18 protein-coding genes and 1 pseudogene are annotated in these 22,393 nt (G+C 70.8%); 6 read left to right on the forward strand and 13 right to left on the reverse strand.

The window, feature by feature from the left end; all coding sequences use genetic code 11:
• Positions 1 to 113: 113 nt before the first annotated feature.
• The 6 genes and pseudogenes from OG709_RS04450 to OG709_RS04475 all read right to left on the reverse strand — a co-directional run.
• Positions 114 to 338: pseudogene (locus tag OG709_RS04450) on the reverse strand ((2Fe-2S)-binding protein); the annotation flags it as partial.
• Positions 335 to 1,552 carry an NAD(P)/FAD-dependent oxidoreductase gene (locus tag OG709_RS04455; protein ID WP_250300799.1) on the reverse strand — a complete coding sequence of 406 codons (1,218 nt, stop codon included), beginning with the start codon at positions 1,550 to 1,552 and terminating at the stop codon, positions 335 to 337. The gene OG709_RS04455 and the pseudogene OG709_RS04450, both read right to left, overlap by 4 nt.
• Positions 1,549 to 2,229, reverse strand: coding sequence for a GntR family transcriptional regulator (locus tag OG709_RS04460; protein WP_250300800.1), 681 nt, complete (start codon positions 2,227 to 2,229; stop codon positions 1,549 to 1,551). The genes OG709_RS04455 and OG709_RS04460 overlap by 4 nt, the downstream gene beginning before the upstream one ends.
• Positions 2,226 to 3,227 carry a proline racemase family protein gene (locus tag OG709_RS04465; RefSeq protein WP_250300802.1) on the reverse strand — a complete coding sequence of 334 codons (1,002 nt, stop codon included), beginning with the start codon at positions 3,225 to 3,227 and terminating at the stop codon, positions 2,226 to 2,228. The genes OG709_RS04460 and OG709_RS04465 overlap by 4 nt, the downstream gene beginning before the upstream one ends.
• Positions 3,224 to 4,129 carry a dihydrodipicolinate synthase family protein gene (locus OG709_RS04470; RefSeq protein ID WP_250300804.1) on the reverse strand — a complete coding sequence of 302 codons (906 nt, stop codon included), beginning with the start codon at positions 4,127 to 4,129 and terminating at the stop codon, positions 3,224 to 3,226. The genes OG709_RS04465 and OG709_RS04470 overlap by 4 nt, the downstream gene beginning before the upstream one ends.
• Before the next feature lie 45 nt (positions 4,130 to 4,174).
• The gene (locus OG709_RS04475; RefSeq protein WP_250300805.1) at positions 4,175 to 4,351 is read right to left on the reverse strand and encodes a hypothetical protein; all 177 of its coding nucleotides are present in this window, start codon (positions 4,349 to 4,351) and stop codon (positions 4,175 to 4,177) included.
• Positions 4,352 to 4,686: 335 nt separating this feature from the next.
• Here OG709_RS04475 and OG709_RS04480 point away from each other — a divergent pair, with 335 nt between their 5' ends.
• A complete protein-coding gene (locus OG709_RS04480) occupies positions 4,687 to 5,646 on the forward strand; it encodes a LysR family transcriptional regulator (RefSeq protein ID WP_250300806.1) in 960 nt (319 codons plus the stop codon).
• Between the two features lie 132 nt (positions 5,647 to 5,778).
• Here the strand turns inward: OG709_RS04480 and OG709_RS04485 are convergent, their stop codons facing one another.
• On the reverse strand, positions 5,779 to 8,100 hold the full coding sequence (locus tag OG709_RS04485; RefSeq protein WP_266644131.1) for a M9 family metallopeptidase: 2,322 nt from the start codon (positions 8,098 to 8,100) through the stop codon (positions 5,779 to 5,781).
• Positions 8,101 to 8,265: 165 nt separating this feature from the next.
• Between OG709_RS04485 and OG709_RS04490 the strand changes: the two genes are divergently transcribed.
• Together OG709_RS04490 and OG709_RS04495 are read left to right on the forward strand one after the other, a co-directional pair.
• Entirely contained in the window at positions 8,266 to 9,315 is a 1,050-nt protein-coding gene (locus OG709_RS04490) for a proline racemase family protein (protein WP_329164901.1), read from the forward strand.
• Between the two features lie 246 nt (positions 9,316 to 9,561).
• Entirely contained in the window at positions 9,562 to 11,004 is a 1,443-nt protein-coding gene (locus OG709_RS04495; protein ID WP_401274980.1) for an aminopeptidase P family protein, read from the forward strand.
• A 180-nt stretch (positions 11,005 to 11,184) separates the two neighbouring features.
• Here the strand turns inward: OG709_RS04495 and OG709_RS04500 are convergent, their stop codons facing one another.
• From OG709_RS04500 to OG709_RS04515, 4 genes are all read right to left on the reverse strand, one after another.
• Positions 11,185 to 14,019 carry a glycoside hydrolase family 3 C-terminal domain-containing protein gene (locus OG709_RS04500; protein WP_326695267.1) on the reverse strand — a complete coding sequence of 945 codons (2,835 nt, stop codon included), beginning with the start codon at positions 14,017 to 14,019 and terminating at the stop codon, positions 11,185 to 11,187.
• Between the two features lie 272 nt (positions 14,020 to 14,291).
• Positions 14,292 to 14,579, reverse strand: a complete 288-nt coding sequence (locus OG709_RS04505; protein WP_250300810.1) for an SCO4225 family membrane protein — start codon at positions 14,577 to 14,579, stop codon at positions 14,292 to 14,294.
• A 32-nt stretch (positions 14,580 to 14,611) separates the two neighbouring features.
• Positions 14,612 to 15,298, reverse strand: coding sequence for a response regulator transcription factor (locus OG709_RS04510; RefSeq protein WP_326695266.1), 687 nt, complete (start codon positions 15,296 to 15,298; stop codon positions 14,612 to 14,614).
• Positions 15,298 to 17,643: a sensor histidine kinase gene (locus OG709_RS04515; protein ID WP_329164905.1), complete on the reverse strand. Its 2,346-nt coding sequence runs from the start codon at positions 17,641 to 17,643 to the stop codon at positions 15,298 to 15,300. The genes OG709_RS04510 and OG709_RS04515 overlap by 1 nt, the downstream gene beginning before the upstream one ends.
• Positions 17,644 to 17,965: 322 nt before the next feature.
• Between OG709_RS04515 and OG709_RS04520 the strand changes: the two genes are divergently transcribed.
• Together OG709_RS04520 and OG709_RS04525 are read left to right on the forward strand one after the other, a co-directional pair.
• The gene (locus OG709_RS04520) at positions 17,966 to 18,799 is read left to right on the forward strand and encodes a hypothetical protein (RefSeq protein ID WP_329169053.1); all 834 of its coding nucleotides are present in this window, start codon (positions 17,966 to 17,968) and stop codon (positions 18,797 to 18,799) included.
• A 42-nt stretch (positions 18,800 to 18,841) separates the two neighbouring features.
• The gene (locus tag OG709_RS04525) at positions 18,842 to 19,801 is read left to right on the forward strand and encodes an NAD(P)H-dependent flavin oxidoreductase (RefSeq protein ID WP_329164907.1); all 960 of its coding nucleotides are present in this window, start codon (positions 18,842 to 18,844) and stop codon (positions 19,799 to 19,801) included.
• 129 nt (positions 19,802 to 19,930) lie between these two features.
• On the opposite strand, the gene OG709_RS04530 is transcribed toward OG709_RS04525, so the two are convergent.
• The gene (locus OG709_RS04530) at positions 19,931 to 20,587 is read right to left on the reverse strand and encodes a M15 family metallopeptidase (protein ID WP_329164909.1); all 657 of its coding nucleotides are present in this window, start codon (positions 20,585 to 20,587) and stop codon (positions 19,931 to 19,933) included.
• A 172-nt stretch (positions 20,588 to 20,759) separates the two neighbouring features.
• On the opposite strand from OG709_RS04530, the gene OG709_RS04535 reads away from it, so the two are divergent.
• A protein-coding gene (locus OG709_RS04535) for an IS5 family transposase (RefSeq protein WP_405688316.1) occupies positions 20,760 to 21,577 on the forward strand; the annotation gives its coding sequence in 2 pieces (ribosomal slippage) (positions 20,760 to 21,089 and positions 21,092 to 21,577; 816 coding nt in all).
• 6 nt (positions 21,578 to 21,583) lie between these two features.
• Here the strand turns inward: OG709_RS04535 and OG709_RS04540 are convergent.
• Complete coding sequence (locus OG709_RS04540; protein ID WP_329164911.1) at positions 21,584 to 22,381, reverse strand: hypothetical protein; 798 nt, start codon at positions 22,379 to 22,381, stop codon at positions 21,584 to 21,586.
• Between the last annotated feature and the right edge of the window lie 12 nt (positions 22,382 to 22,393).

A 22,393-nucleotide genomic window follows, 5' to 3' on the forward strand; every position in this document is an offset into this window, starting at 1 on the left:
GCACGGCCGTCGTCGCGGGTGTCCTGCGCGCCGCCGGACTCCGGATCGCCGTCGCCCTCCGGCACGTCCCCTGGCTCCGCCGCGCCGCCGCTCTCCCACGCGTCCCCCAGCCGCATGCCGTCGGCCGCGGGGACCAGGCAGGCGCGCTCGGCGCGCGCGCCGTCGATGGTGATCAGGCAGTCGAAGCAGACGCCGATGCCGCAGAACAGTCCGCGCGGCAGGCCCTGTCTGCGGGTGGTGCGCCACTCGGTGATCCCGGCGGCGACCAGGGCCGCGGCGACGCTCTGGCCGGGCTCGGCGGGGACTCCGGTGCCGCGGAAGGTCATCCGGTAGGTCATGGGGAGACTCCCTCGGCAAGATCCTCGTGCCGGTCGGGGAAGCGGTCGGGGGCGAACGGCGCCAGGTCGAGGCCCGGCTGCTCGCCGGTCATGGCCTGGGCGATCAACTTGCCGGTGCCGGCGGCCAGTCCGATGCCGGCGCCCTCGTGACCGCAGGCGTGCCACAGGCCGGGGGCCCGCGGATCGGGGCCGATGACGGGCAGGTGGTCGGGGCAGTACGGGCGGAAGCCGTGGTAGGTGCGCATCAGCCGCACCTGCCGCAGCATCGGGAACAACGCGACGGCCTTGGCCGCGAGCATGCTGATCGCCTGCACGGACACCGTGCGGTCGAAGCCGACCCGCTCGCGGGAGGCGCCGATGAGGATCGTTCCGCTGTCGGTGCCCTCCACCACCGGCGAGGTCTGCAGGGCCGCGTCGGAGCTGGCGACGTCGCCGACGTACTCGGCGGCGTACACCTTGTGCCGGACGGTGCGCGGCGGCATGGGTTCGGTGACGAGCACGAAGCCCCGCCGGGGGTGGACCGGGACGGACACCCGGGCCAGGGCCGCGACCTCGCCGGCCCAGGTGCCCGCCGCGTTGAGCACGGCGGCGGCGGGGATGTCGCCCGCGCTGGTGCGGACCCCGGTGACCCGGTCCCCGCTGCGCAGGAAGCCGGTCACCTCGGTGCCGGTGTGCACGTGCGCGCCGCTGTCCCGGGCGAGGCGCAGCAGGTGGGCGACCACCAGCATCGGCTGCACCTGCGCGTCCTGCGGGTAGAACGCGGCCCCGGCCAGGTCCTTCGCCAGGTGCGGCTCGTAGTCGTGCAGCCGGTCCTGGCCGACGTCCTGGACCTCGACCCCGCTCGCGCGCTGGTGGACGCTCAACTCCCGCAGTGCGGCGAAACTTTGCGCGGTCGCGGCGACGACGAGGCCGCCCTTGGACTCGAACTCCCAGCGGCCGGCGTGCTCGGCGAGGTCCTCCCGCCAGACGGCCTGCGAGTACAGCGCGAGGTCGAGTTCGGGACCGGGCTCCTTGTCGGACACCAGCAGGTTGCCCTCCCCCGCGCTGGACGTGCCGCCGGCGATGGCGCCGCGCTCGACGACGACCACCCGCCGGCCGGCGAGCGCCGCGAAGTACGCGGCTGCCGCACCGACGACGCCCGCGCCGATGATCACCAGGTCCGCGCTCCCGCCGCCCGCGGGCCCCGGGCCGACGCCGCGCAGCGCCGTGCTCACGACTCCTCCGGGCCGCTCGCCCACAGGCCGCGGACATGGCCGATATGACGATGCATCAGTTTCTCGGCGGCCTGCGCGTCACGGCGCTCGATGAGGTCCATCAGCTCGTGGTGCTCGGCTGCCGAGTGGCCCAGTCGGCCGCTGTGCAGCAGTGGGGCCAGGCCCAGCAGCCGGGTCTGGGTGCGCAGTTCGGACACGACGTCCACCAGCTGCCGGTTGCCGCTGTAGCCGAGCAGGGTCAGGTGGAAGACGTGGTCCGCCCCTACGTAGCCGACCAGGTCACCGCGTTCGACCGCGTCCACGATGGCCTGCGCCAGTGCCCGCAGGGTCGGGAAGTCCTCCTCCGGGATGACGGGCACGCAGGCGCGCACCGTCGGCGGCTCGATGAGCAGGCGCACCGCGGCGAGGTTGTCCAGGTCCTGATCCGAGACCTCGGTGATCCGGAAGCCCTTGTTGGGCTGGGCGACGACCAGGCCCTCCTTGGCCAGGTCGAGCATGGCCTCCCTGACCGGCGTGGGCGAGACGCCGAACCTCGCGCCGAGGGTGGGCGCGGAGTAGACCACGCCCGGTTCCAGCTCGCCGGAGATGATCGCGGCCCGCAGCGCGTCCCGGACCCGCTCGCGCAGCGTCTGCCGCTGGCCCAGGCTCTGCAGGTGGGAGGTGGAGGGCACGTTCACAGCAGGAACCCCGCAGGGAAGGGGTCGCTCGGGTCGAGCTGGAACTGCGAGGTCCCGGTGACCCAGGCGCGGCCGGTGATGGAGGGCAGCACCGCGGCGTGCGGCCCCACGGTGGTCTCGCCGAGAAGGCGTCCGGTGAACCGGGTGCCGATGAAGGACTCGTTCACGAACTCCTGCCCGACGGCGAGTTCACCGCGGGCGTGGAGCTGCGCCATCCGCGCACTGGTGCCGGTGCCGCACGGCGAGCGGTCGAACCACCCCGGGTGGATGGCCATGGCGTGCCGCGACAGCTGGGCGGTCGACCCGGGTGCCTTGAGGTAGACGTGGTGGCAGCCGACGATGTCGTCGCGCTCGGGGTGGACGGGCGGATCCGCGGCGTTCACGGCGTCCATCACCGCCAGTCCCGCGGACAGCAGGTCGCCGGCCCGGGACCGGTCGAACGGCAGCCCGAGATCGGCGAGTTCGACGATCGCGTAGAAGTTGCCGCCGAAGGCGAGGTCGTAACGCACCTCACCGTACCCGGGCACCTCGACGCCGGCGTCCAGTGCGTGGGCGTAGGACGGCACGTTGGCGAGGGTGACGGAGGTGGCCGCGCCGTCCTCGACCGCCACCGAGGCGACGACGAGTCCGGCGGGGGTGTCCAGCCGGATGGTGGTGACCGGCTCGGTGACCTGCACCATCCCGGTCTCGACCAGGACGGTGGCCACGCCGATCGCACCGTGGCCGCACATCGGCAGCAGACCGGACACCTCGATGAACAGCACGCCGAAGTCGGCGTCCGGGTGCGTCGGCGGCTGCAGGATCGCGCCGCTCATCGCACCGTGTCCGCGCGGCTCGTACATCAGCAGTGTGCGGACGTCGTCGCTGTTCTCCATGAACCAGCGCCTGCGCTCGGCCATCGTGGCGCCGGGCATGGTGCCCACACCGCCGACGACGACCCGGGTGGGCATGCCCTCGGTGTGCGAGTCGACGGCGTGGAAGGTGCGGCGGGACCTCACTTGTATCCCTTGGCGAGGACTGCCTCGGTGTCGGCGGTGATCCGGGCGGTCCACTCGGGCGACAGCGGCAGCCGCGGCGGCCGGCAGGCGCCGCCCTTGAGCCCGGCGATGTCCATCGACAGCTTGATGGACTGCACGAACTCGGTCTTGGAGTCCCAGCGCAGCAGCGGGTGCAGGTCGCGGTAGACGGGCAGCGCGCGGGCCAGGTCGGCCGGGTCGCCGGAGGTGGCCAGCCGGTACAGCTCGACGGTGCTGCGCGGGATCATGTTCGGGTAGCCGGCGATCCAGCCGACGGCACCCGCCATGCCGAGTTCGAGCAGTACGTCGTCGGCGCCGACGAGGAGGTCGAGGCCCGGCGCCAGCTCACCGATCTGGTAGGCCCGGCGGACGTCTCCGGTGAACTCCTTGACGCCGACGATCGTGCCCTCCTGGAAGAGCTCGGCGAGCAGTTCGGGGGTGAGGTCGACCTTGGTGTCGATCGGGTTGTTGTAGGCCACGACCGGCAGCCCGACCTTGGCGACCTCGCGGTAGTGCTCCACGACCGCCGCCCGCTCCGCCCGGTAGGCGTTGGGCGGCAGCAGCAGCAGCGAGGTGGCGCCGGCCTCGGCGGCCTGCTCGGCCCAGCGGCGGGCCTCGAAGGCACCGTACGCGGCCACGCCGGGCATCACGCCGAAGCCGTCGGGGGCGGCCTGGACTGCGGTCTCGACGACGCGGGCACGCTCCTCGACGGTCAGCGTCTGGTACTCGCCCAACGAGCCGTTGGGCGTCACGCCGTCACAGCCGCCGGCGGCCAGGAAGCGGACGTGCTCGGCGAAGGCGTCGTAGTCGACCGACAGATCATCGCGGAACGGGAGGGGCGTGGCGACGTGGACTCCGTGCCAGGGCCTCGCGGAGTTGGTCATGCTCAGCTCCTTAACTGGTGGTGGAACGAAGGTACCAATGCAATGTCACACGGCATAGACCTGGAACCGAAGTGATGGACGATGCCGCAGAATCGGGTAACGGCCGTGCTGCTGACCGGAGTCGGGCACCACCTCGTGCACCGGGACCGGCAGCAGGCTCCGGAGGTCCGGCCCGTGCGCGATCACCTCCATGGCGGCGCGGCCGACGGCCTCCACGCCCATCCCGAGCCTGGATTTCTGCCGGGTGAACGTGAAGCGGGACGCCAACTCATCGGGGGCCGCCGTCCCTTCGCAGATCTTGATGCCGACCGCGCCCGCGAAGTCCGGGACTACGAAGCCTGGTTCGGCGAAGGCGGGTAGGCGAAGGCGGGTTCGGCGAAGGCCGACCAGTCCGCGAAGCCGACCCTTGTCCCGCTGGTCCGGGACTACTTCACCGCGCGGTGCGGGCCCGAGTCCGCTGCCAAGATCTCCGGCCTGCACCAGAGCCCAAAAAGCAAAGATCAGAAGTAAAGTTGGCACACTCCTGAGAGACCCTGAGAGAACTGGGACGGGTACTGATGGAACTCGAACTCCGACACCTGCGGATTCTGTGCACGATCGCCGACACGATGAGCCTCGGCCGGACGGCCACCGTCCTGGGGTGCTCACAGCCCTCGGTCAGCAGCCAGCTGAAGCGCATCGAGCGGCTCATGGGCGAGGACCTCTTCGTCCGGGGCAGTGCGGGGGTGACACCGACGCGCTTCGGGGTCGAGGTGGTGGTGCAGGCCCGCGAGGTGGTGGCGCTGGCGAACGCGATCGGGCGCCGGTCCACCGCGGAACGCCGCGAGACCGGTCGGGTGCTGCGGGTAGCCGCGACGAACACGCCCATCCTGCCGGGGCTCCTGCAGCGGGCGCGCACCGTCCTGCCGGCGCTGACCACGCAGGTGAGCAGCGTGTACTCCTCGGCCGAGATCATCGGGCTGCTCGAGGACGACAAGCTGGACGTCGCCGTCGCGGTCGACTATCCCGGACGGGATCTGGGGCATTCGGAAGCCGTGGCGCACCGCTGCATCGTCACCGAGCCCAGCTTCGTGGCCCTGCCCGCCGCCCACCCGGCGAGCGGCCAACTGGACGTGCCGCTGCTCGATCTGGCCGGGGACGCATGGTTCATGACACCCGACGACGGTGCGGGCTGGCCCGGTGTCTGCTACGACGCCTTCCAGGCGGCCGGCTTCAGACCCGCCACCGTGCACGAGTACCTCGGTGACCGGGACCAGTTGCAGCGGATGATCGCCGACGGGCTGGGGATCTCCCTCGTCCAGGCGACGTGCAAGCCGAACCCGGGTGTGGTCGTCAAGCCGCTGACCGGCACACCGCTGTGGTGCCGCTATGTACTGGTGTGGCACCGGGAGCGGGTGTCCGACGAGGTCACGGAGACGCTCTTCGGCGCGGCCCTGGCCGCCTACGAGGAACTCATCGCCCGGGCACCGCACTTCCGGGCGTGGGCCGCCCGGCATTACGGGGCCCGGCGGAGCTAGGGCTTCTCGTGTGGAGCACGCCGGGCTCGCGGGGCCGTACGCCATCGGCACGCGCCGAGGCCGTGGCCAGGCCGACCGGAGTCGACCGGGCCACGGCCTCGGGTCATTTCAGCGGTGTCGTTCAGGTGGGGATCAGAACGACGTGGTGACGGTCACTCCGCTGAAGTCGGTCACCGCGTACAGGCTGATGTACCGGTAACCCGCCTCGGTGTTGTTGACGGTGATGCTCTCGGTGTTGTCGGAGTTGGTGGACTTCTCGGTGAAGGTGGACGGGCCGGCCCATGTCGTCGGGTCGTAGTAGAGGTCGGCATTGCCGCTGCCGCCGCTGGTGGTGACCTTCAGCGTGGTGGTGCCTGCCGGCAGCCACACCCACAGGTAGTCGGTGTCACCGGCGACCCGGGACTGGTTCGACCGGAAGCAGTTCTGACCCATCACCTGCGTGTTGGTGTCGGTGCAGGCCGTGGCCGAGCCGCCGCCGCCGCTGCCACCGCCCAGGGTGTCGAGCCAGGCGTCGAAATCGGCGTCGTAGCTGGTGCCGATGTTGTTGTAGACGGCGTAGGCACCCTGGTAGTCCCCGGTCCGCATCTTGGCCAGCATGGCCTGGATCTGGTCCGGGTGCTTCTCGGTCATGTACCGGACGGCCAGGTAACCCCACGGGTAGGTGCGGGTCTCGTCGTCGATGGCGTAGGTGTTCTGGAAGAGCTGGCTGAGCTTGTAGGTGTGCTTGGCGGCCTCGGTCAGCGCGCCGTCGTCGGTGAGGTTGCGGTAGGAGTAGGAGACGTACTCCGCCTGACCCTCGATCCACCAGACGTCCGGGACGGTGATCTGGGTGCCGAAGTCGCCCTTCATGTCGTAGATGGACTGCTGGACGTGCGCGAACTCATGGTTGAGGTTCCACGCGTTGGCCGTGAACCCGTTGTCGGTCGGCCACTGGTAGAGGATGGAGTAGGCGATGTTGCCGGGGTCGGTCGGCGTGCCGGTCAGCGTCTCGCCACCGTTGTTGGTGTCGTTGCCGAAGATCGCCCACGAGTAGGTCGTGTAGTCGGTCCTGCTCCCGAAGATGACCATCTTCAGGTTGAAGTACTCACCGGGGATGGGCGTGGTGGTCTTGACTTGATTCTGGTAGAACGCAACCTCGTTCGACAGGCTCGTGCAGACGTCGGTCTGCTCCTTCGCCGTCAGCGCCTGCGCCATGATGGTGAAGTTGCTGCAGGCGTTGTTGATCGGCAGCGCGGCCGAGGTGAGCTGCTTCGTCAGGTCGCAGACGCCGTAGTAGGAGCACTGGTCGGGGTCCCCGACGGTGGCCCGGTAGGCGACGTGCACCCACAGGTTGTCCGTGGCACCGGTGATGGACGAGCCGTCCAGCAGACCCTTGATGAGCGGGCGGATCTTGCTCTGCAGGGCGGGTATCTGGATCAGGTTGCCCAGGTCGTTGCCTGCGTTCGAGTCGAGGACGTCGTTGTCCCCGCCGAGCAGGTCGCGGTGGTTGAGGGTGAAGTTGTAGAGCGTGTCGGCAATAGCAGGTTTCGCGGTGATCGCGGTGACGAAGTCCGACAGCGACGGGCCGCGCCACAGCGGGGTGTAGATCGCGTTCAGCGCCCGGTCCATCTCCGGGACGGCGTCCCACGAACTGCTGGTGTAGGCGTTGAGGTAGCGGCCGTAGACGTCCAGGTAGTCCCCCTGCACCTGGGCGCTGTCGGTGAGGACGAACGCCTGCTCCAGCACACTGCCGTTGCCCGCGCTGACGTCGTTCGCGTGACTGCTGGCGAACAGCGCGTTGAACCCGTTCTCGATGGCGCTGCGGAGCGTGGAGTCGTACGTGCCGACGTCCTGGGGGTCGCCGTACTGCACGTAGTAGCCGGCCCGCATGAAGTACATCAGCTCGTACAGACCGCCGGAGTCGTCACCGGTGTAGGAGCCTGCCGCGTCGGCGACGCCGTTCGCCACCGCGAGCATCTGGGACTGGTTGAACACGGCGTGCGCGTCCGAACCCGTCAGGTTGAACAGCGGGTTGATGCAGGAGCTCCAGTCCACCGTCTTGATGTACGACACCAGGTCGCTGCCGGACCGGCCCGAGAAGTCCGACGTGGTGCACGACGTGACGGCGGAAGACCGGGCGGCACCCGCCGCGTTGCGTGCCGCGTGTGCGGACAGGTGCGGCTTGGACGGCTTGGCCGAACCCAGGCCGGCCGGCGCCCCGCGCAGTTTCGCGGGTAACGGCTTGGCGCTGGTGGCGACGGCTTGGGACTGACCGGTCTCGGCTCCGGTCGGCGTGACTTTCCCGTGCTGTTGGGCAGCCCGCACGGCCGCCGAGGGTACCGACACGGCCGGTGGCGAGGCATGCCCCGTGTCGCTGGTCACCGCGGCTGCCTGAGTGCTCATCAGGCCGGCGACGAGCCCTCCGGCCGCCAGAGCGGCGGCCAGAACCCTGGGCAGGATTGGTCGACAGTGCATCGCATCTCCAGTGGGGGGAATGAAGGGGAAGCCACCCGAGGAAGCGGGCGGCGGTATGTAACATTGCACTGGGTGACGTCGTGGGCAATACTCCGGGACCCAGCACTGTTTCCAGTTGCCCCATAACACCGACGCGCAGGGTGTCGACGTCTACCTGGAAGTGAGATGCGGATGACGAGGACTCAGCCGATCGAGACGATCGACTGGCACACCGGCGGCGAACCGTTCCGGATCGTCGTGGACGGCCCGGCCGAGGTGACGGGCGAGGGACCGACCGTTGCCGAGCGCAGGGTCGTCGCGACGCGAAGTGAGGACGTGCAGTGGGTCCGGGCGCTGCTGTGCGGCGAACCGCGCGGCCACGCGGGCATGTACGGCGGATTCCTGGTTCCGCCCGACGACGCCGGCGCCCACCTCGGTGTCCTCTTCTGGCACAACGACGGGTTCTCCACGGCGTGCGGGCACGGAACGATCGCCCTGGGCGCATGGGCCGTCACCTCGGGCCGGGTCCCGGCACCTGCCGACGGCCTGACCGACGTCGTGATCGACGTCCCGTCCGGGCGCGTCACGGCGCGCGTCCGGACCAGAAAGGGGCAGGTCCAGGACGTCACGTTCACCAACGTGCCCGCCTACGTCCACGCGCACGGCGTCGACGTGCCGACCTCCTGCGGGAAGGTCACCGTCGACATCGCGTTCGGCGGCGCGATGTACGCGGTGGTACCGGCCGCGTCCGTCGGGCTGCGCGTCCGGCCGCAGGACGTCGCCCAACTCACCGCCGCCGGGCGGGAGATCCGCGACACGCTGAACGCCGCCCGCGCCGCCGAGCACCCTCTCGACCCGCGGCTGTCCGGGATCTACGGGACCATCTTCACCGAGGAGACCGGGCCCACCGAACTGCGGGCCGACGGCAGTCGGCTGGTGCAGCAGCGCAACATCACGGTGTTCGCGGACGGCCAGGTCGACCGGTCCCCGTGCGGTTCCGGCACGTCGGCCAGGATCGCGGTCCTGGCCGACGCCGGACAGCTGCGCCGGGGCGACGAGTTGCGGCACGAGTCCGTGGTGGGCTCGGTGTTCCACGCCCGGATCACCGAGCAGACCGCGGTCCACGGGATCCCGGCGGTCGTCACGGCGGTGACGGGCACCGCACACGCGGTCGGCACATGCCGCTTCACCGTCGATCCGCGCGACGCGCTCCTGCCCGGATTCGTGCTGCGATGACCGAACTCCTCGATGTGGAGCGGGTCTTCGCCCTGGGGCCGGTCGCCGCCGCCCGACCGGCGGGACGGGCCGGGCAGACCTGATGGTCGCCGTCGTGGCGTACCAGCGGGGAGAGATGTACCGGCGGGGAGAGGCGTACCGGCAGGCGGCGCGGGCGGAGTGACATCCCCTGTGCGACACCCCTGTTTCCGTACCATGTGAAATAGTACTGTCGCCGCACAGGGTTCCCGACGGACGGAGCACACGGTGGCGCGAGACGACATACAGCCGCGTGAGGGCGCGAGCCACGACCGCGCGGCGCCGCCAACGCTGGCGGAGTGCTTCACACGAGGGTGGGCCGAGGCGGCTCCCGCGGTGCCGGTACTGCCCGGAGCGGCGTACGCGGCCAGACGTCGCACGCTGTTGTCCGCACGCTTCCCTGGGGAGCGAATCGTGGTCCCGGCCGGCGGCCTCAAGGTCCGGAGCAACGACTTCGACTACACCTTCCGTCCGCACTCCGCGTACCTCCACCTCACCGCGGACGAGGGCGCCGGCGTCGCCCCGGACAGCGTCCTCGTCCTGGAGCCGACGGGCACCGGCCACGACGCCATGGTGTTCACCCGGCCGCGCTCCCCGCGCGACGGCGGGCCGAACGGCACCGAGTTCTACCGCGACCGCCGCTACGGCGAGTTCTGGACCGGCCGGCGCCGCACCCTGGCGGAGACCTCCGACGCCCTGGGCCTCACGGCTCTCCCCCGCGACGACCTCGCACGCGCCCTCGCCCCGGACGTCCCGACCCGGGTGGTGCGCGGCCAGGACCCGGTGGTCGACGCGGCGGCGCCGCCGGCCGCCGGGGCCGAGTCCGAACTCCTCGCATACCTCTCGGAGCTGCGGCTGGTCAAGGACGAGTGGGAGGTCGAGCAGATGCGCGCGGCCGTGGATCACACCGTGGCCGCCTTCCACGACGTGGCGGGCGAACTGCCCACCGCGATGCGGCTCGCGCGCGGCGAGCGCTGGATCGAGGGCACGTTCAACCGGCGGGCCCGGCTGGAGGGTTACGGCCTCGGCTTCGAGACGATCGCGGCGGCCGGCGCGCACGCGTGCGTCCTGCACTGGATGCGCAACGACGGTCCTGTCCGCGACGGCGAACTCCTCCTGCTGGACGCCGGCGTGGAGACCGACACCTGCTACACCGGTGACGTGACCCGTACCCTGCCGGTCGGCGGGCGCTTCACCGATGCGCAGCGGCAGGTGTACGACCTGGTGTACGCGGCCCAGTCGGCGGGCATCGCCGCGCTGCGGCCCGGCGCACGGTTCGGCGACTTCCACGACGCCGCGGCGCGCGTCATCGCCGAGGGCCTGGACGCCTGGGGCCTGCGCCCGGGCGGCGCCGGCCCCCACGACCGGTCCCTGTACGGCCGTTACACCGTCTGCGGCACCGGGCACATGCTGGGCCTGGACTGCCACGACTGCGCCGACGCCCGCAACAGCGCCTACCTGCAGGGTGTCCTGGAGCCGGGCCACGTCCTGACCGTCGAGCCCGGCCTGTACTTCCAGCCCGACGACCTGACGATCCCCGCCCACCTGCGCGGCATCGGCGTGCGGATCGAGGACGACTTCCTCATCACCGCGGACGGCGCCGTCTGCCTGTCGTCGGGGCTGCCGCGTGCCGCCGACGACGTCGAGGCGTGGGTGACCGCCGCCCGCTGATGCCCTTCGGGGATTCCGGTCGAGCCCCCATGACGGACACTCAGCGCGCCTGCGAGAGCGCCGAGTTCCGTCATCCGGGCGCTTCCCGGCAGCCGAGTTCGTCGAGTTGTGCCGGCCTTCCGGAGCGTGCGTAGGTGCCGGGCTCCACGTCCGCCGGGACGGACACCGTGCAGGCCGTCGTCACCTCGGAGAACCGGCTCCGGCTGTCGAACCGGTAGCCGCCGGCGGATGGTGGACCGTGATCGCCGCTGACCCCGTCACCCCGTTCACCGTGACCCGGATCGTCGCGACGCCTGAACCGACCATGGTCACCAGACCGTTGTGGTTCACCGTCGCCACCGACGCATCACTGGTGGAGTAACGCACCTTCGCCTTCGACAGGTCCACGAACGACCCATCGCTGTTCGCCGCCTCCACCACACCGTCCGCCGTCACGGACATGTTCCGGTCCAGCTGCTGCGCCGGGTCGGTGTCGTCCTTGATCCACTGATTCTTTCCGGCCAGATCGATCGTGTCACCCGCCGTGAAGTTCACCGCCTCGGGCTGCACCGTGACGTGCTGCACCTCGGGGGTGAGAGCCCCGGTGACGGAGACGTCGGCCGATGAGGTGATGTGCGACGCGCTGGTCCCGACCTGGAACTGGTAAGTCCCGTCGTAGACCACCGACTTCATCGCCGTGGAGTCCCAGAACGCCAGGTCCGCGATCTTCACGGGCAGCGTGATCTGCTGCCTTTCGCCGGGGGCCAGCACCCGCGTCTTCCGGAACCCGGCCAGGCGCTTGGCCGGCAGCGGCACGGCGGTCGCTCCGGCGGGGGCGGTGACATGCGGAGTCGCCGCGTACAGCTGCGCCACGGCCGCGCCGGGCACGGAGCCCTTGTTGCGCACCGTGAAACGCACATCGACCGTGCCGTCGGCCGTGACGGACCTCTTGTCGACCGTGGCCGGCGAGTAGGCGAAGTCGGTGTAGCTGAGGCCGTAGCCGAACGGGTAGGTCGGGGTGCCGGTGAAGTACTGGTAGGTGCGCCCGAGCCCGCCGGTCGCCGCCGGGTCCAGCCCGTAGTTGTCCATGGCGGGCAGTTGGGACTCGTCCTTGTACCAGGTGAAGTCCAGGTGGCCCGACGGGTTCTGCTTGCCGAACATCACGTCGGCCAGGGCCGTGCCCTGGGCCTGGCCGTTGTAGCCGCTGAACAGGATCGCCGGGAACTTCCCCTGCACATCGTCGATCTTCACCGGACCGGCGGACTGGATCGCCAGCGCCGTCCGCGGATTGCCCAACGCCGACACCTGGTTGATCAGCGAGGTGTAGTTACCCGGCATGGCCAGGGACGTGAGGTCGTGGTTCTCGCCCGCGTTGTCCGTGTTCATGCCGACGAACGGCACCACCAGGTCGGCGTTCCTGATCGCGGCCCGCGTCGAGGCGCTCAGCGTGGCCGGCGAGGTGGCGGTGCTGGAGGTGCCGGCCGCGTCGAACAGAATGTTCGCGTGCGGATTCGCCGCCTTGATCGCCTTGGTCAGACCCTGTACCGCATTGGTCTGATGGGTCGGAACATTCCAGTAGTCGCCGTAGGTCATCTTGTCGGCCATGTCGCCCAGGATCACGACGTTGTTCAACTTTGCCGGATCGGCCGGCAGCAGCGGCTTCGAGGATCCGGCGACATGGTCGTTCTTCAGCAGCACCAGGTCGTTGGCCGCCACCTTCTCCGCGAGCGCCTGGTGCTCCGGGCTCTCGATGTTCGCCTTGGTGGCCGAGGTGTAGGGGACACTGCTCGCCGGGTCGAATTCACCGGTCGACATGCGCATGGTGAAGGTCCGGGTCAGTGCGGTGTCGATGACGCCTTCGCTGAGGATCCCGGCGTCGATGGCCGCTCGCAGGTTGGCCGCCGAGTTCTCGAAGCCGTAGCAGTTCAGGTAGGAGCCCGCACGCAGCGCGTACGCCTCGGCTCCGGCCTGCGCCGAGATCTTGGCCCCGGTACTGGTGTTCGTCCAGGTGGAGTTGTCCCCCAGGCCGTCGGTCGTCCAGCCCGGCGGCGCCCAGTTGTGTCCGGCGACAGCGGAGTCGGCGGTGGGCAGGTCGTAGACGGTGGCCACCGCGCCGCAGTCTCCGGTGGTGTAGCCGGAGAATCCGTAGGTGCGCTGCGCGATCTGGTTGGCCGTGTAGGTGTTCGCCACCGCCGGAGTGCCGTTGACCGCGTTGTAGGAGGTCATCAGACCCGCGACGTGGGAGTTCCCGATCAGGCTCTTGAACTGCGCGGTGTAGTAGTCGCGGATGTCGGCATCGGTGGCCGCCGAGTTGGCGGCCTTGCGCATGTCCTCGACGTTGTTGAGCGCGAAGTGCTTCGCGGTGGCGGCGACCTTCAGATAGCCGTTCGCGGACTGCCCGGTCTCCGTGTTGCCCTGATACCCGTTGACGAATGCCCCAGCCATCTGCGCCACCAGGTAGGGGTCCTCGCCGAAGCCCTCGTCGTTGCGGCCCCAGCGCGGGTCCCGGTCCATGTTGACCGTCGGCGCCCAGAACGTCAGCGAACCGTAGTCGGTCTTCGACCCGCCGATATTGTTGGGGGCGACGCCGAAGAGGCTCTTGTCGAGATACCCGCGGACCTCGTCGGAGATCGCGGTGGTCTCCTGGTACATCAGGTCCTTGTCCCAGGTCATCGTCGCCGCGATGCCCGCGGGGAAGGCCGTCGCGGGGGGATGGTCCGAACCTGCGGGGTTGTTGAACCCCGCGCCCATGTAGTTGATCCCGTGCGCGCCCTCGCTCCAGTAGGTGTAGTCCTGCACCCCCAGACGCGGAATCGCCGGCGCGGTGTTGGTATTCAACTGATCCGCCTTCTCCCCGAAGTTCATCCGCGACACGAGGTCGGCCGCGCGGGCCTCGAAGGAGTAGTGGGTGTCCAGGTAGACCGGCCTGGGGGCAGTTGCTGCCGGTCTTGAGAAACCGGCCAGGCTCGTCACGCACACCATCGACGACAGCACGGCGAGGAGGACTCGCCGTCGCGGGGCGCTGCGCTGTTTCATCTGACTCCTTCGTCACGGGGCTGATGAGGCACCGGGCGCCGAGGGCGCTGTCGTCCTGGCTTCGCGGATCAGGCCCGCCACCACGGTGGATCAACTCCCGTGCACGAACAGGGGCGTGGGATCTGGAACTCCGCGGTATGCGCACAACGCCGGTACAGGTGGACCAAGGGCGGATTTGTACACTGCCATGACAAAATACGGGCGCGCTCATCGGTGGTCAAGGAGTCGGCTGGAGTGCCGCATGCGGGTGGCCCGCTTCTCCGTCGAGCCCGTCACCGCCTGCGCAGGGCGCGCGCGCACCAGCCGATGACACCGCCGTTGAGCAGCGCTCCGAGGGCGACAGCGACGACGAACGACGCCGCGTGGTCCGGCAGTCCGAGGAAGACAAGGCTGAAGGGCGCGGTGGCGAGGATCGGGACGACACCGGCCATGGACTCGCCGGAATCGTCGATGCCGGTCACCACGAGCGCCCACACCAGCAGTGCGGCGCAGAGCGCGAGGTAGGCGAGGGCGGCGGGGGCACCGAGGAGGTGGCGCAGGCGGCGCGGGAAGGTGGTCACGGAAGCGGGTCCTTCGGTTGCGGGAGGGCGCGTCACGCGGTGTGCGTGCCGGGGTGGTTGGGGTGGGCGAGGCCCAGGTCGTAGGCGAGGATCGTGGCCTGGACCCGGTCGCGGAGGCCGAGTTTGCGCAGCAGCGCGTTGACGTGGGACTTGACGGTGCCGACGGTGATGCCGAGTTCCTCGCCGATCTCCGCGTTGTTGAGTCCGGCGGCGATCAGGCCGAGTACGTAGCGTTCGCGGGCGGTCAGGGTCTCCAGTTCCCGCGGGCCGCTCACCGGGCGGTGGCCGGTGAGCGCGCCGGACGCGTAGTGGCCGATGAGGCGGCGGGTCGCGGACGGGGCGAGCACGCTCTCGCCGTCCGCCACCACCCGGATGCCGTGCAGGAGTTCGGCTGCGTGCACGTCCTTGAGCAGGAAGCCGGAGGCGCCGGCGCTCAGCGCGTCGAAGACGTAGGCGTCGAGGTCGAAGGTGGTCAGTACGAGGACGCGCGGTGCGTTCTCCTTGCCGGTGATGATCCGGGTGGCGGCGATCCCGTCGAGTTCGGGCATGCGGACGTCCATCACGACGACGTCGGGTGCCAACTCCTCGGCGAGGCGCACCGCGTCGGCGCCGTCGGCGGCCTCGCCGACCACCGTCATGTCGTCCTCGGCGTCGATCACGGCGGCGAACCCCGCGCGCACGATGCCCTGGTCGTCGACGACCAGAACCCTCAGGCCCATCAGTCCCGCTCCTTGTCTTCCTGCTCCCGGGCCGACGCGACGTCGGCGCCGAGTGGCAGCAGGAGGCGGGCCGTTCCGGGTGGTCCGGTGGATTCGGTAGATGCCGTGGATTCGGTGGATTCGGTGATGAGCGTGCCGCCGAGTGCGGCGACCCGTGCCGCCAGCCGTTCCCGTACAGCGGGGTGCGCGGCCGGTGGCACACCGGTGGCCGTGAGCTTCAACGCAGCGTCCTCCGTGTCGATCTCGATCACCGCAGGGGCGTCACCACCGACCGCGAGCAGCGTCTCGGCGGCGTAGTAGGCAGTCAGGTCGACGGCGGCGGGCAGGCGGTCCGGCACCCGGGAGGTGAGCCGGATCTCGACGTCGCGGCCGGTCGCGCGGGTCTGGTGTGCGAGCAGGTCGAGCGCCTGGAGGGTGGGCGTGGGACGCAGCTCGGTCGCTGTGCCGCCTTCTCCCCCGTCGCGGGCGGTGTCGAGCAGGGCGCGCATCGCGGTCAGGGCCGCGCGGGCGCGGTCGGCGGTCGCTTCGAGGCGGCCCGCCTCGGCCTCCGCGACCATCTCGGCGGTGCGGGACAGCACGGTGGTCTCCAGACCCGCGGCGATACGGCGCCGTTCGGCCCACGCGTCCCGGACGGCCGCCTCGGTCCAGGCGGCGGTGCGCTGCTCGTACGCGCCCCGGGCTGCCCGCTCCCGGCGCCCGCGCACGATCCCACCCAGGTGAGCCGCGCCGACGGCCAGAACGGCCCCGGCGGTCGTACCCGCGACGACTTCCCAGACCGGAACCGTCGTGCCGCGGTCCAGTACGGCAGCGGTGGCGGCGGTCGCATGTACGACCACGGCCAGGAGGGGAAGGGCTCGGGACGGGCGCGCTCGGGACGCGTCCGCGGCGAGGGCCGCGCAGGTGGCGAGGGCGCCCAGGGCGGGCGGCAGCAGGACCGGGCCACCGTAGTGGCACGCACTCATCGCGACCGGCCAGAGCAGGGCCAGGACGAGCAGGGCTCCTCGAGCGGCGCGCGGCGCCCGGCGCAGCCACAGCAGGGCGACCGCCTGGGCGGCGGCGAGCAGCGCGAACAGCACGCCCGCCGGTACCTGCCATCCGCTCGACGGTTCCTGGGAGTGGACGACCAGAGTCGGCAGCAGGGGCTGCGCGCACAGGCCGACGGCGGCGACGACCTGGGCCAGGCGGTACGTGGACGACGCGGCCCTCTCCACCGGGGCCGCGGTCCGCCCGGGGAGAACGGCGCGTACCTCCCAGCCGCCGTCCGCCGTGGGTCCGCTGCTCAGCGTGCCGCCCGCCTCCCGGGCCCTGGACCGCAGGAACCCCTGTCCCCGTCCGCCGCCGAGACCGGCGCCGTGCGCCGTCGAACCCGCGGGCGGGGGCGCGTTGGTGACCGTGATGTCCGTGCGGGTGTCGCCGTACCGGCACACCACCTTCGTACGGGCGCCCGGGGCGTGGCGGGCCACGTTGGTCAGCGCCTCACGCACGATGCCGAACGCCGCTTCCGCGACGGCGCTGTCCGGCAGTGGACCGATCGCGCAGTCGGCCAGCCGGACCAGTCGGCCGAAGCCGTCGACCAGCTCCCGCAACCGCTCCTGCGGTGAGGCGGATTCGTCCTGCGAGGGCGCCGGCGCACGTACCGCACCGAGCGCGCTGGTGACCGTACGTCCCGTCCCGACGGCGAACGCCAGGGCCTCGTCGGTGAGTTCGGGACGCCGGTCACGCAGTTCGAGCGCGGCGCCCGCGGAGACGATCACGGCGGTGAGGTGGTGGGCACTGACGTCGTGCAGTTCGCGCTCCATCCGGCGCCGTTCGGCCACCGGCAGGCGGTGGCGCTCGGTCTCGGCCCGCTTCAGGCGAAGCTCCGCCGTCCGCCGGGTGTGCCGGGACCGTCGCACCAGGAGGCCGGTGCCGCACGCGACCGTGTACAGAAGGGCGGTGAGGACGAGGTCGAGCCCGTCGCGGTCGCTGAGACCGTGCAGGCTCAGGCCGTGCACGAGCTGCCACAGGGCGAGAGCCGTGACGCACAGCAGAGCGGTGAACGTGTCGCGCCCGGTCGCCACGGCGAACAGGGCGAGCCCGACCCCGGCTGTTCCCAGTACCGCCATCGCGCCTACAGGCAGCGGTCCCGCGCCCAGCGCGCAGGCGGCGGCAACCAGCACGAGGGTCACCACCGGCCGGGCCCGGCGGACGGCGAGCGCGGCCGTGACCGTCCCGCCGACCAGCAGCGCCATCAGAAGGGCCGACGGGGGCGGGGTCGCCCCACGCACCAGGGCCGCGCCGGGCCACACGGCGGCCTGGGCGCACAGCAGCAGGACCGGCAGGAGCCGGTCGTCGTCTCGCTTCACAGATCAAGGCTATGGGCGCGGACGAACCCAGCGGCAGCTGCTCAGGGCGGAACTGGTCGCACCGGTCTCTATCTCCGGTTCGAGACAGTGGTCGTCCGGTGGGACGAGGACCGGCAGGGCCCTGGGGCCGCGGAGCCGGTGGGAACGCCTGCGCCACGCCTCCCCGGATCCCGGACAGGGGCAGCTGGTTCCGGCCTCCCCACCGAGGGGCCGGATCTATATTGGCCCGGTCGACGTCGGTGCGGTACAGGGGGATTGAGCGCTCGTGACATCAGGCAGAACGCACAGAGCGGCAGTGGCCGCTGTGTTGTGCGCCGTGGCTGTGCTGGTCCTCGGCGCGTGCGGGACGGAAGTGGCCGGCCGGGCGGGAGCGGCGTCACCGTCGAACGCGGCGTCCGGGTTCCCGTGGACCACCGCGCAGCCGTCCGCGGTCACCGGGGCCCGCCTCACCGACGACCGGCGCACGTTGATCCTCGACACCACGGTGCCCAGCGGCGCTCCCGCGTGCGAGCGGGACCTCAAGGCGGTGGTCACCGACTCCGTGCCGAACACGGTGTGGGTGCAGATCACCTTCTCCTCGCCTGCGTCGGACAGACGCTCCGGCTGTACGAAGGAACGCCCCGCCACGACGCGGGTCACGCTGCCCGGCCCGCTGGGCGACCGCAAGCTGATCGTCGACAACGACGTGACCTTCACCGCGGACGGTGCCACGCCTCCTGCGCTGCGGCTGTGCGGCCAGTTGGGGTGCACGCCGCCTGCCACCGGCTGCACCGCCGCCTCCTACGACCAGGCGCTGATCGCGGTCGACGCGCCCGCACACACGTACCGGGACGCGGAGGACTGCCGCGGGAGGTGGCTGGTGCTCACGTTCTCCTGGCGCACCGGACCGGTCTGCGGCGAGGCCGAAGGATCCGGCTGCTCGTCCCGGCTGGGCGACCGCTGGTTCTTCAGGGCCGAGAGCTCCGGCTGGGTGCCGATCGCCGAAGGCGCCGCCGGAGGCTGCCAGGACGTCCAGCGCCGCGAGCCCGCCTTCCCGACCCCGATGTGTGGCTCGCTGGCTCCGCTGTCCTCCTCGCTCCATCCGAGCTACCCGCCGTCGTCCGCCTCCGCGAGCCCCGGTGCGGGCTCCACCGCGACGACGGCAGGCGGACGGTGACGACGAGGTGTACGCGTTCCGGTACGGAGGATGGGTGAGGGCATGAAACTGTCGACGGCATTCACGAGGTTGTTCGGTGTGCGGCACCCGATCGCGTCGGCGCCGATGGGCGGATCGGCCGGGGGCGCATTGGCGGCGGCTGTCTCCCTCGGCGGCGGGTTCGGGCTGCTGGGCGCCGGAGGCGGCGAACGGGACTGGCTGGCCCGCGAGTTGCCGATCGTGGCGCGCGCCGGGAGACCGTGGGGTGTCGGGTTCCTGAGCTGGGCGGCCGATGTCCGTGGGGTCGAGCAGGCGCTGGAGTACGGCCCCGGGGCGGTGATGCTGTCCTTCGGCGATCCCGGCCCGTTCGCCGAACGTATCCGTGCGGCCGGTGCGGCGGTGATCGTTCAGGTCACCGATCTGGAGGAGGCCCGGCAGGCGCTGGACCTGGGCGCCGATGTCGTCGTGGCGCAGGGCACCGAGAGCGGTGGGCACGGCGCCCGGCACGGGCGGTCCACGCTGCCGTTCGTCCCCGTCGTGGTGGATCTGGCGGGGCCGGTGCCGGTGCTTGCGGCCGGGGGGATCGCCGACGGCCGCGGCGTGGCCGCCGCGCTGGCTCTCGGCGCGGCCGGGGCGCTCATCGGCACCCGCTTCCAGGCCACGGCCGAGGCCCTGGTCGCCCCGTCGACCGCCGAGGCGATCGTCCAGGGGCGCGGGCAGGACACCGAGCGCAGCAGCGTCCTCGACATCGCCCGGAGCTCCGCATGGCCGTCGGCGTACACGTCCCGCACCCTCGGTCATCCCTACCTCGACCGGTGGCGGGGCCGCGAGGCGGAACTCGCGGCGTCCGCCGACGCCCAGCGGGACTATCGCGCTGATGTGGCACGGGGCGATGTGCCCCGGTTGCCGGTATGGGCGGGCGAGGCGGTCGACCTCGTCACCGATCTGCCACCCGCAGCCGAACTTGTCGCCGCGCTGGCTGCTCAGGCCGCCGACGCGCTTGCCCGTGCCGGTCGGTCCTGACCGGAGCGGCCTACTGCCGGTACGGCAGACCTGAGCGACCGACTGCCGTACTGATCACAGGTTCCGGCCATGTCGTCACGCCGTCCCGGTGGCAACGGCATCCGTGCGGGTGCCTAATCAACCCAGCGGTCACGTGAGTTCCACCGGCCCGTAGTGCGCGGCTGCCGCTCCGGTACCGAGAGCCCAGTAGCGGTCTCCGTACGACCAGTGCCACCACTCCGTGGGGTAGTTGACCAGGCCGGCGGCGGTGAGCGCGGTACTCAGGACGGCCCGGTGGGAGCGGGCCTCGTCGCTGATGTGCTCGGCCCGGGTGTAGCAGGCGCCCGCGCTCTCCTCGGGGGTCGCGTTCATGCGGGTGCCCAGGTCGAGTTCACGGCCGTCGGCATCGGCGAGCGTCAGGTCGACGGCCGCGCCCGCGCTGTGCGGTGCGACACCGGGAGGGGACACGTACCGGCTGGCCATCGAGTGGACCTGTTCGGCGGCCCATTCCGGGTGGTCGGCACGGAGTCCGGCCGCGTACTCGTCGAAGTAGCGGCGTTGGAGGGCCGGCGGGCGATATCCCTCGACGTACAGCAGTCGTAGTCCCCCGGGCAGTTGTGCCTGTGCTGCGAGGAGCCGGTCGAGTACCCCTTCCCGAAGGTGGGCGAAGGCACCCGCGGAGTCCTGCCACTTCCGCTCGTCGACCAGCAGTTGGCTGCCCCGGCGCACATCCATGAGCCGTTCGCCGCACTCCTGAACGGGCACGGCCGCGACCTTCGGGTCGGACATCAGAACGATCTCGGTCATGACGCGATCATCTCGCGGGCGCAGGCCCTGGTGACCGGAATCCGTACGCCGTGGTGACCAGGGCCCGTGCGTCCTTGCGAACCATGGACCCAGCCCCCGTTCTCCCGCTAAGAGGTCCTAACAGAAGTCTTCGATGGTGTGACTGTCGGCCTGGTTGCTCGTTGGTCTGTTCGTGGGGAAGAGGGAGTCGCGTCCGTGGATCGTTTCGGATGAACTGTGGTCGCTGGTCGAGCCGTTGTTACCGGAGTCGGGACCGAAGCTGGTGGCCGGGCGGCCGAGGGTGCCGGACCGGCAGGCGCTGTGCGGGATCCTGTTCGTGCTGCATACCGGGATCCAGTGGGAGTACCTGCCTCAGGAGCTGGGCTTCGGTTCGGGCATGACGTGCTGGCGGCGGCTTGCCGCATGGAACGAGGCCGGAGTCTGGGACCGGCTCCACGTCGTGTTGCTGGCCAGGCTCCGAGCGGCGAAACAGCTCGACTGGTCCCGGGCGGTGATCGACTCCTTCCATGTGAGGGCCGCGCGGCGGGGCCCAAAAGCGGTCCCAGCCCGGTCGATCGCGCACGGCCGGGCAGCAAGCATCACATCCTCGTCGATGGTCAGGGCATCCCACTCGCGGTGTCCCTGACCGGCGGGAACCGCAACGACGTCACCCAGCTGATACCCCTGCTCGCGAAGATCCCATCGGTCCCGGGACTCGTCGGACGACCCCGCCGACGGCCTGACACCCTGCTCGGCGACCGCGGCTACGACCACGACAAGTACCGCCGCCTGGTCCGGGCCCTGGGCATCAAACCGGTGATCGCCCGCCGTGGAGTCCCACACGGCTCCGGCCTGGGCGTTCACCGCTGGGTCGTCGAGCGCACCATTGCCTGGTTCCACGGCTTCAGACGCCTCCGCATCCGCTGGGAACGACGCGACGATATCCACGAAGCCTTCCTCGGCCTCGCCACCTGCCTCATCACCCACCGCCACGTCCAACGCCTTTGTTAGGACCTCTTAGCCGCGGCGGCGAGCCAGGAGTGTCGTGCCGGCAATGACGCATCCGATGGCCAGGATTTTGCTGGCCCCGTAGTAGTGGGACCAGTCGTCGTCAGCAGTGCCTCCGCGCAGGATCAGCCACAGCAGCAGCCCTATCCCACTCACGATGAGGACCACTCCTCCGGTCGGCCCGAGCCCTGCCCACCAGGGAGCGTCTCCGGTGGGCGCGGGTTCGGTGTCCTGGCCCCGCTCGCGGTCACTCACCTTGCATCCTCTCCTACGACCATGATCTTCAGCAGAGAAGACGTGGCCCACCACGGAAGGGTTCCGCAAGCCGACGCTCAAACCCTTCATCCGGCCGGTTGCATGCTCCACACGGGCACGCCCCTTGCGGTATGCGGTGTTGTCGGCCTCCTCGCCCGCCGACAAAGGCTGACGAGGGCGTTTGCGGTGCGATACGACCGTTCCGTTCCACAGCCCAGCGGTAGGCCCACGGTCCTGTGCCATGCCGGGCTCCGCGTCTGGCGATCGCGGGCATGATGCCTCGACCCCTGCGGCCATGCCGCCCACGATGCTGGTGACCTTGGCGTCCGCCGAGGCACCCGCGCCGTTCTTCGTCCCGGTCAGCCTCACCTTCTCCCTCACCAGCCGGGGCAGACCGCACCGCTCGGCCAGCCGCATCACCGGAACCAGCCCGGCATGCGCGATCAGGTTCGCGTCATCGAAGGCAGCGGAGACCGCCGCCCGCGTGTGGGAAACTTGCATCTCGGAAGTGCCTTGCTGATTGTGCGTGCTGGAAGCCTGAAGAACTCCCATCATCGCAGGTCA

Origin of the sequence: Streptomyces sp. NBC_01267 (assembly GCF_036241575.1) — a bacterium.
In the GTDB taxonomy this organism is placed as follows: Bacteria; Actinomycetota; Actinomycetes; order Streptomycetales; family Streptomycetaceae; genus Streptomyces.

Excerpts from the sequence above, each read along its gene's own strand:
- OG709_RS04470 (WP_250300804.1), bottom strand. The coding sequence starts at position 4,129 with ATGACCAACTCCGCGAGGCCCTGGCACGGAGTCCACGTCGCCACGCCC.
- OG709_RS04475 (WP_250300805.1), bottom strand. The coding sequence starts at position 4,351 with ATGGGCGTGGAGGCCGTCGGCCGCGCCGCCATGGAGGTGATCGCGCAC.
- OG709_RS04480 (WP_250300806.1), top strand. The coding sequence starts at position 4,687 with ATGGAACTCGAACTCCGACACCTGCGGATTCTGTGCACGATCGCCGAC.
- OG709_RS04485 (WP_266644131.1), bottom strand. The coding sequence starts at position 8,100 with ATGCACTGTCGACCAATCCTGCCCAGGGTTCTGGCCGCCGCTCTGGCG.
- OG709_RS04490 (WP_329164901.1), top strand. The coding sequence starts at position 8,266 with ATGCGGATGACGAGGACTCAGCCGATCGAGACGATCGACTGGCACACC.
- OG709_RS04500 (WP_326695267.1), bottom strand. The coding sequence starts at position 14,019 with ATGAAACAGCGCAGCGCCCCGCGACGGCGAGTCCTCCTCGCCGTGCTG.
- OG709_RS04510 (WP_326695266.1), bottom strand. The coding sequence starts at position 15,298 with ATGGGCCTGAGGGTTCTGGTCGTCGACGACCAGGGCATCGTGCGCGCG.
- OG709_RS04525 (WP_329164907.1), top strand. The coding sequence starts at position 18,842 with ATGAAACTGTCGACGGCATTCACGAGGTTGTTCGGTGTGCGGCACCCG.
- OG709_RS04530 (WP_329164909.1), bottom strand. The coding sequence starts at position 20,587 with ATGACCGAGATCGTTCTGATGTCCGACCCGAAGGTCGCGGCCGTGCCC.
- OG709_RS04540 (WP_329164911.1), bottom strand. The coding sequence starts at position 22,381 with ATGGGAGTTCTTCAGGCTTCCAGCACGCACAATCAGCAAGGCACTTCC.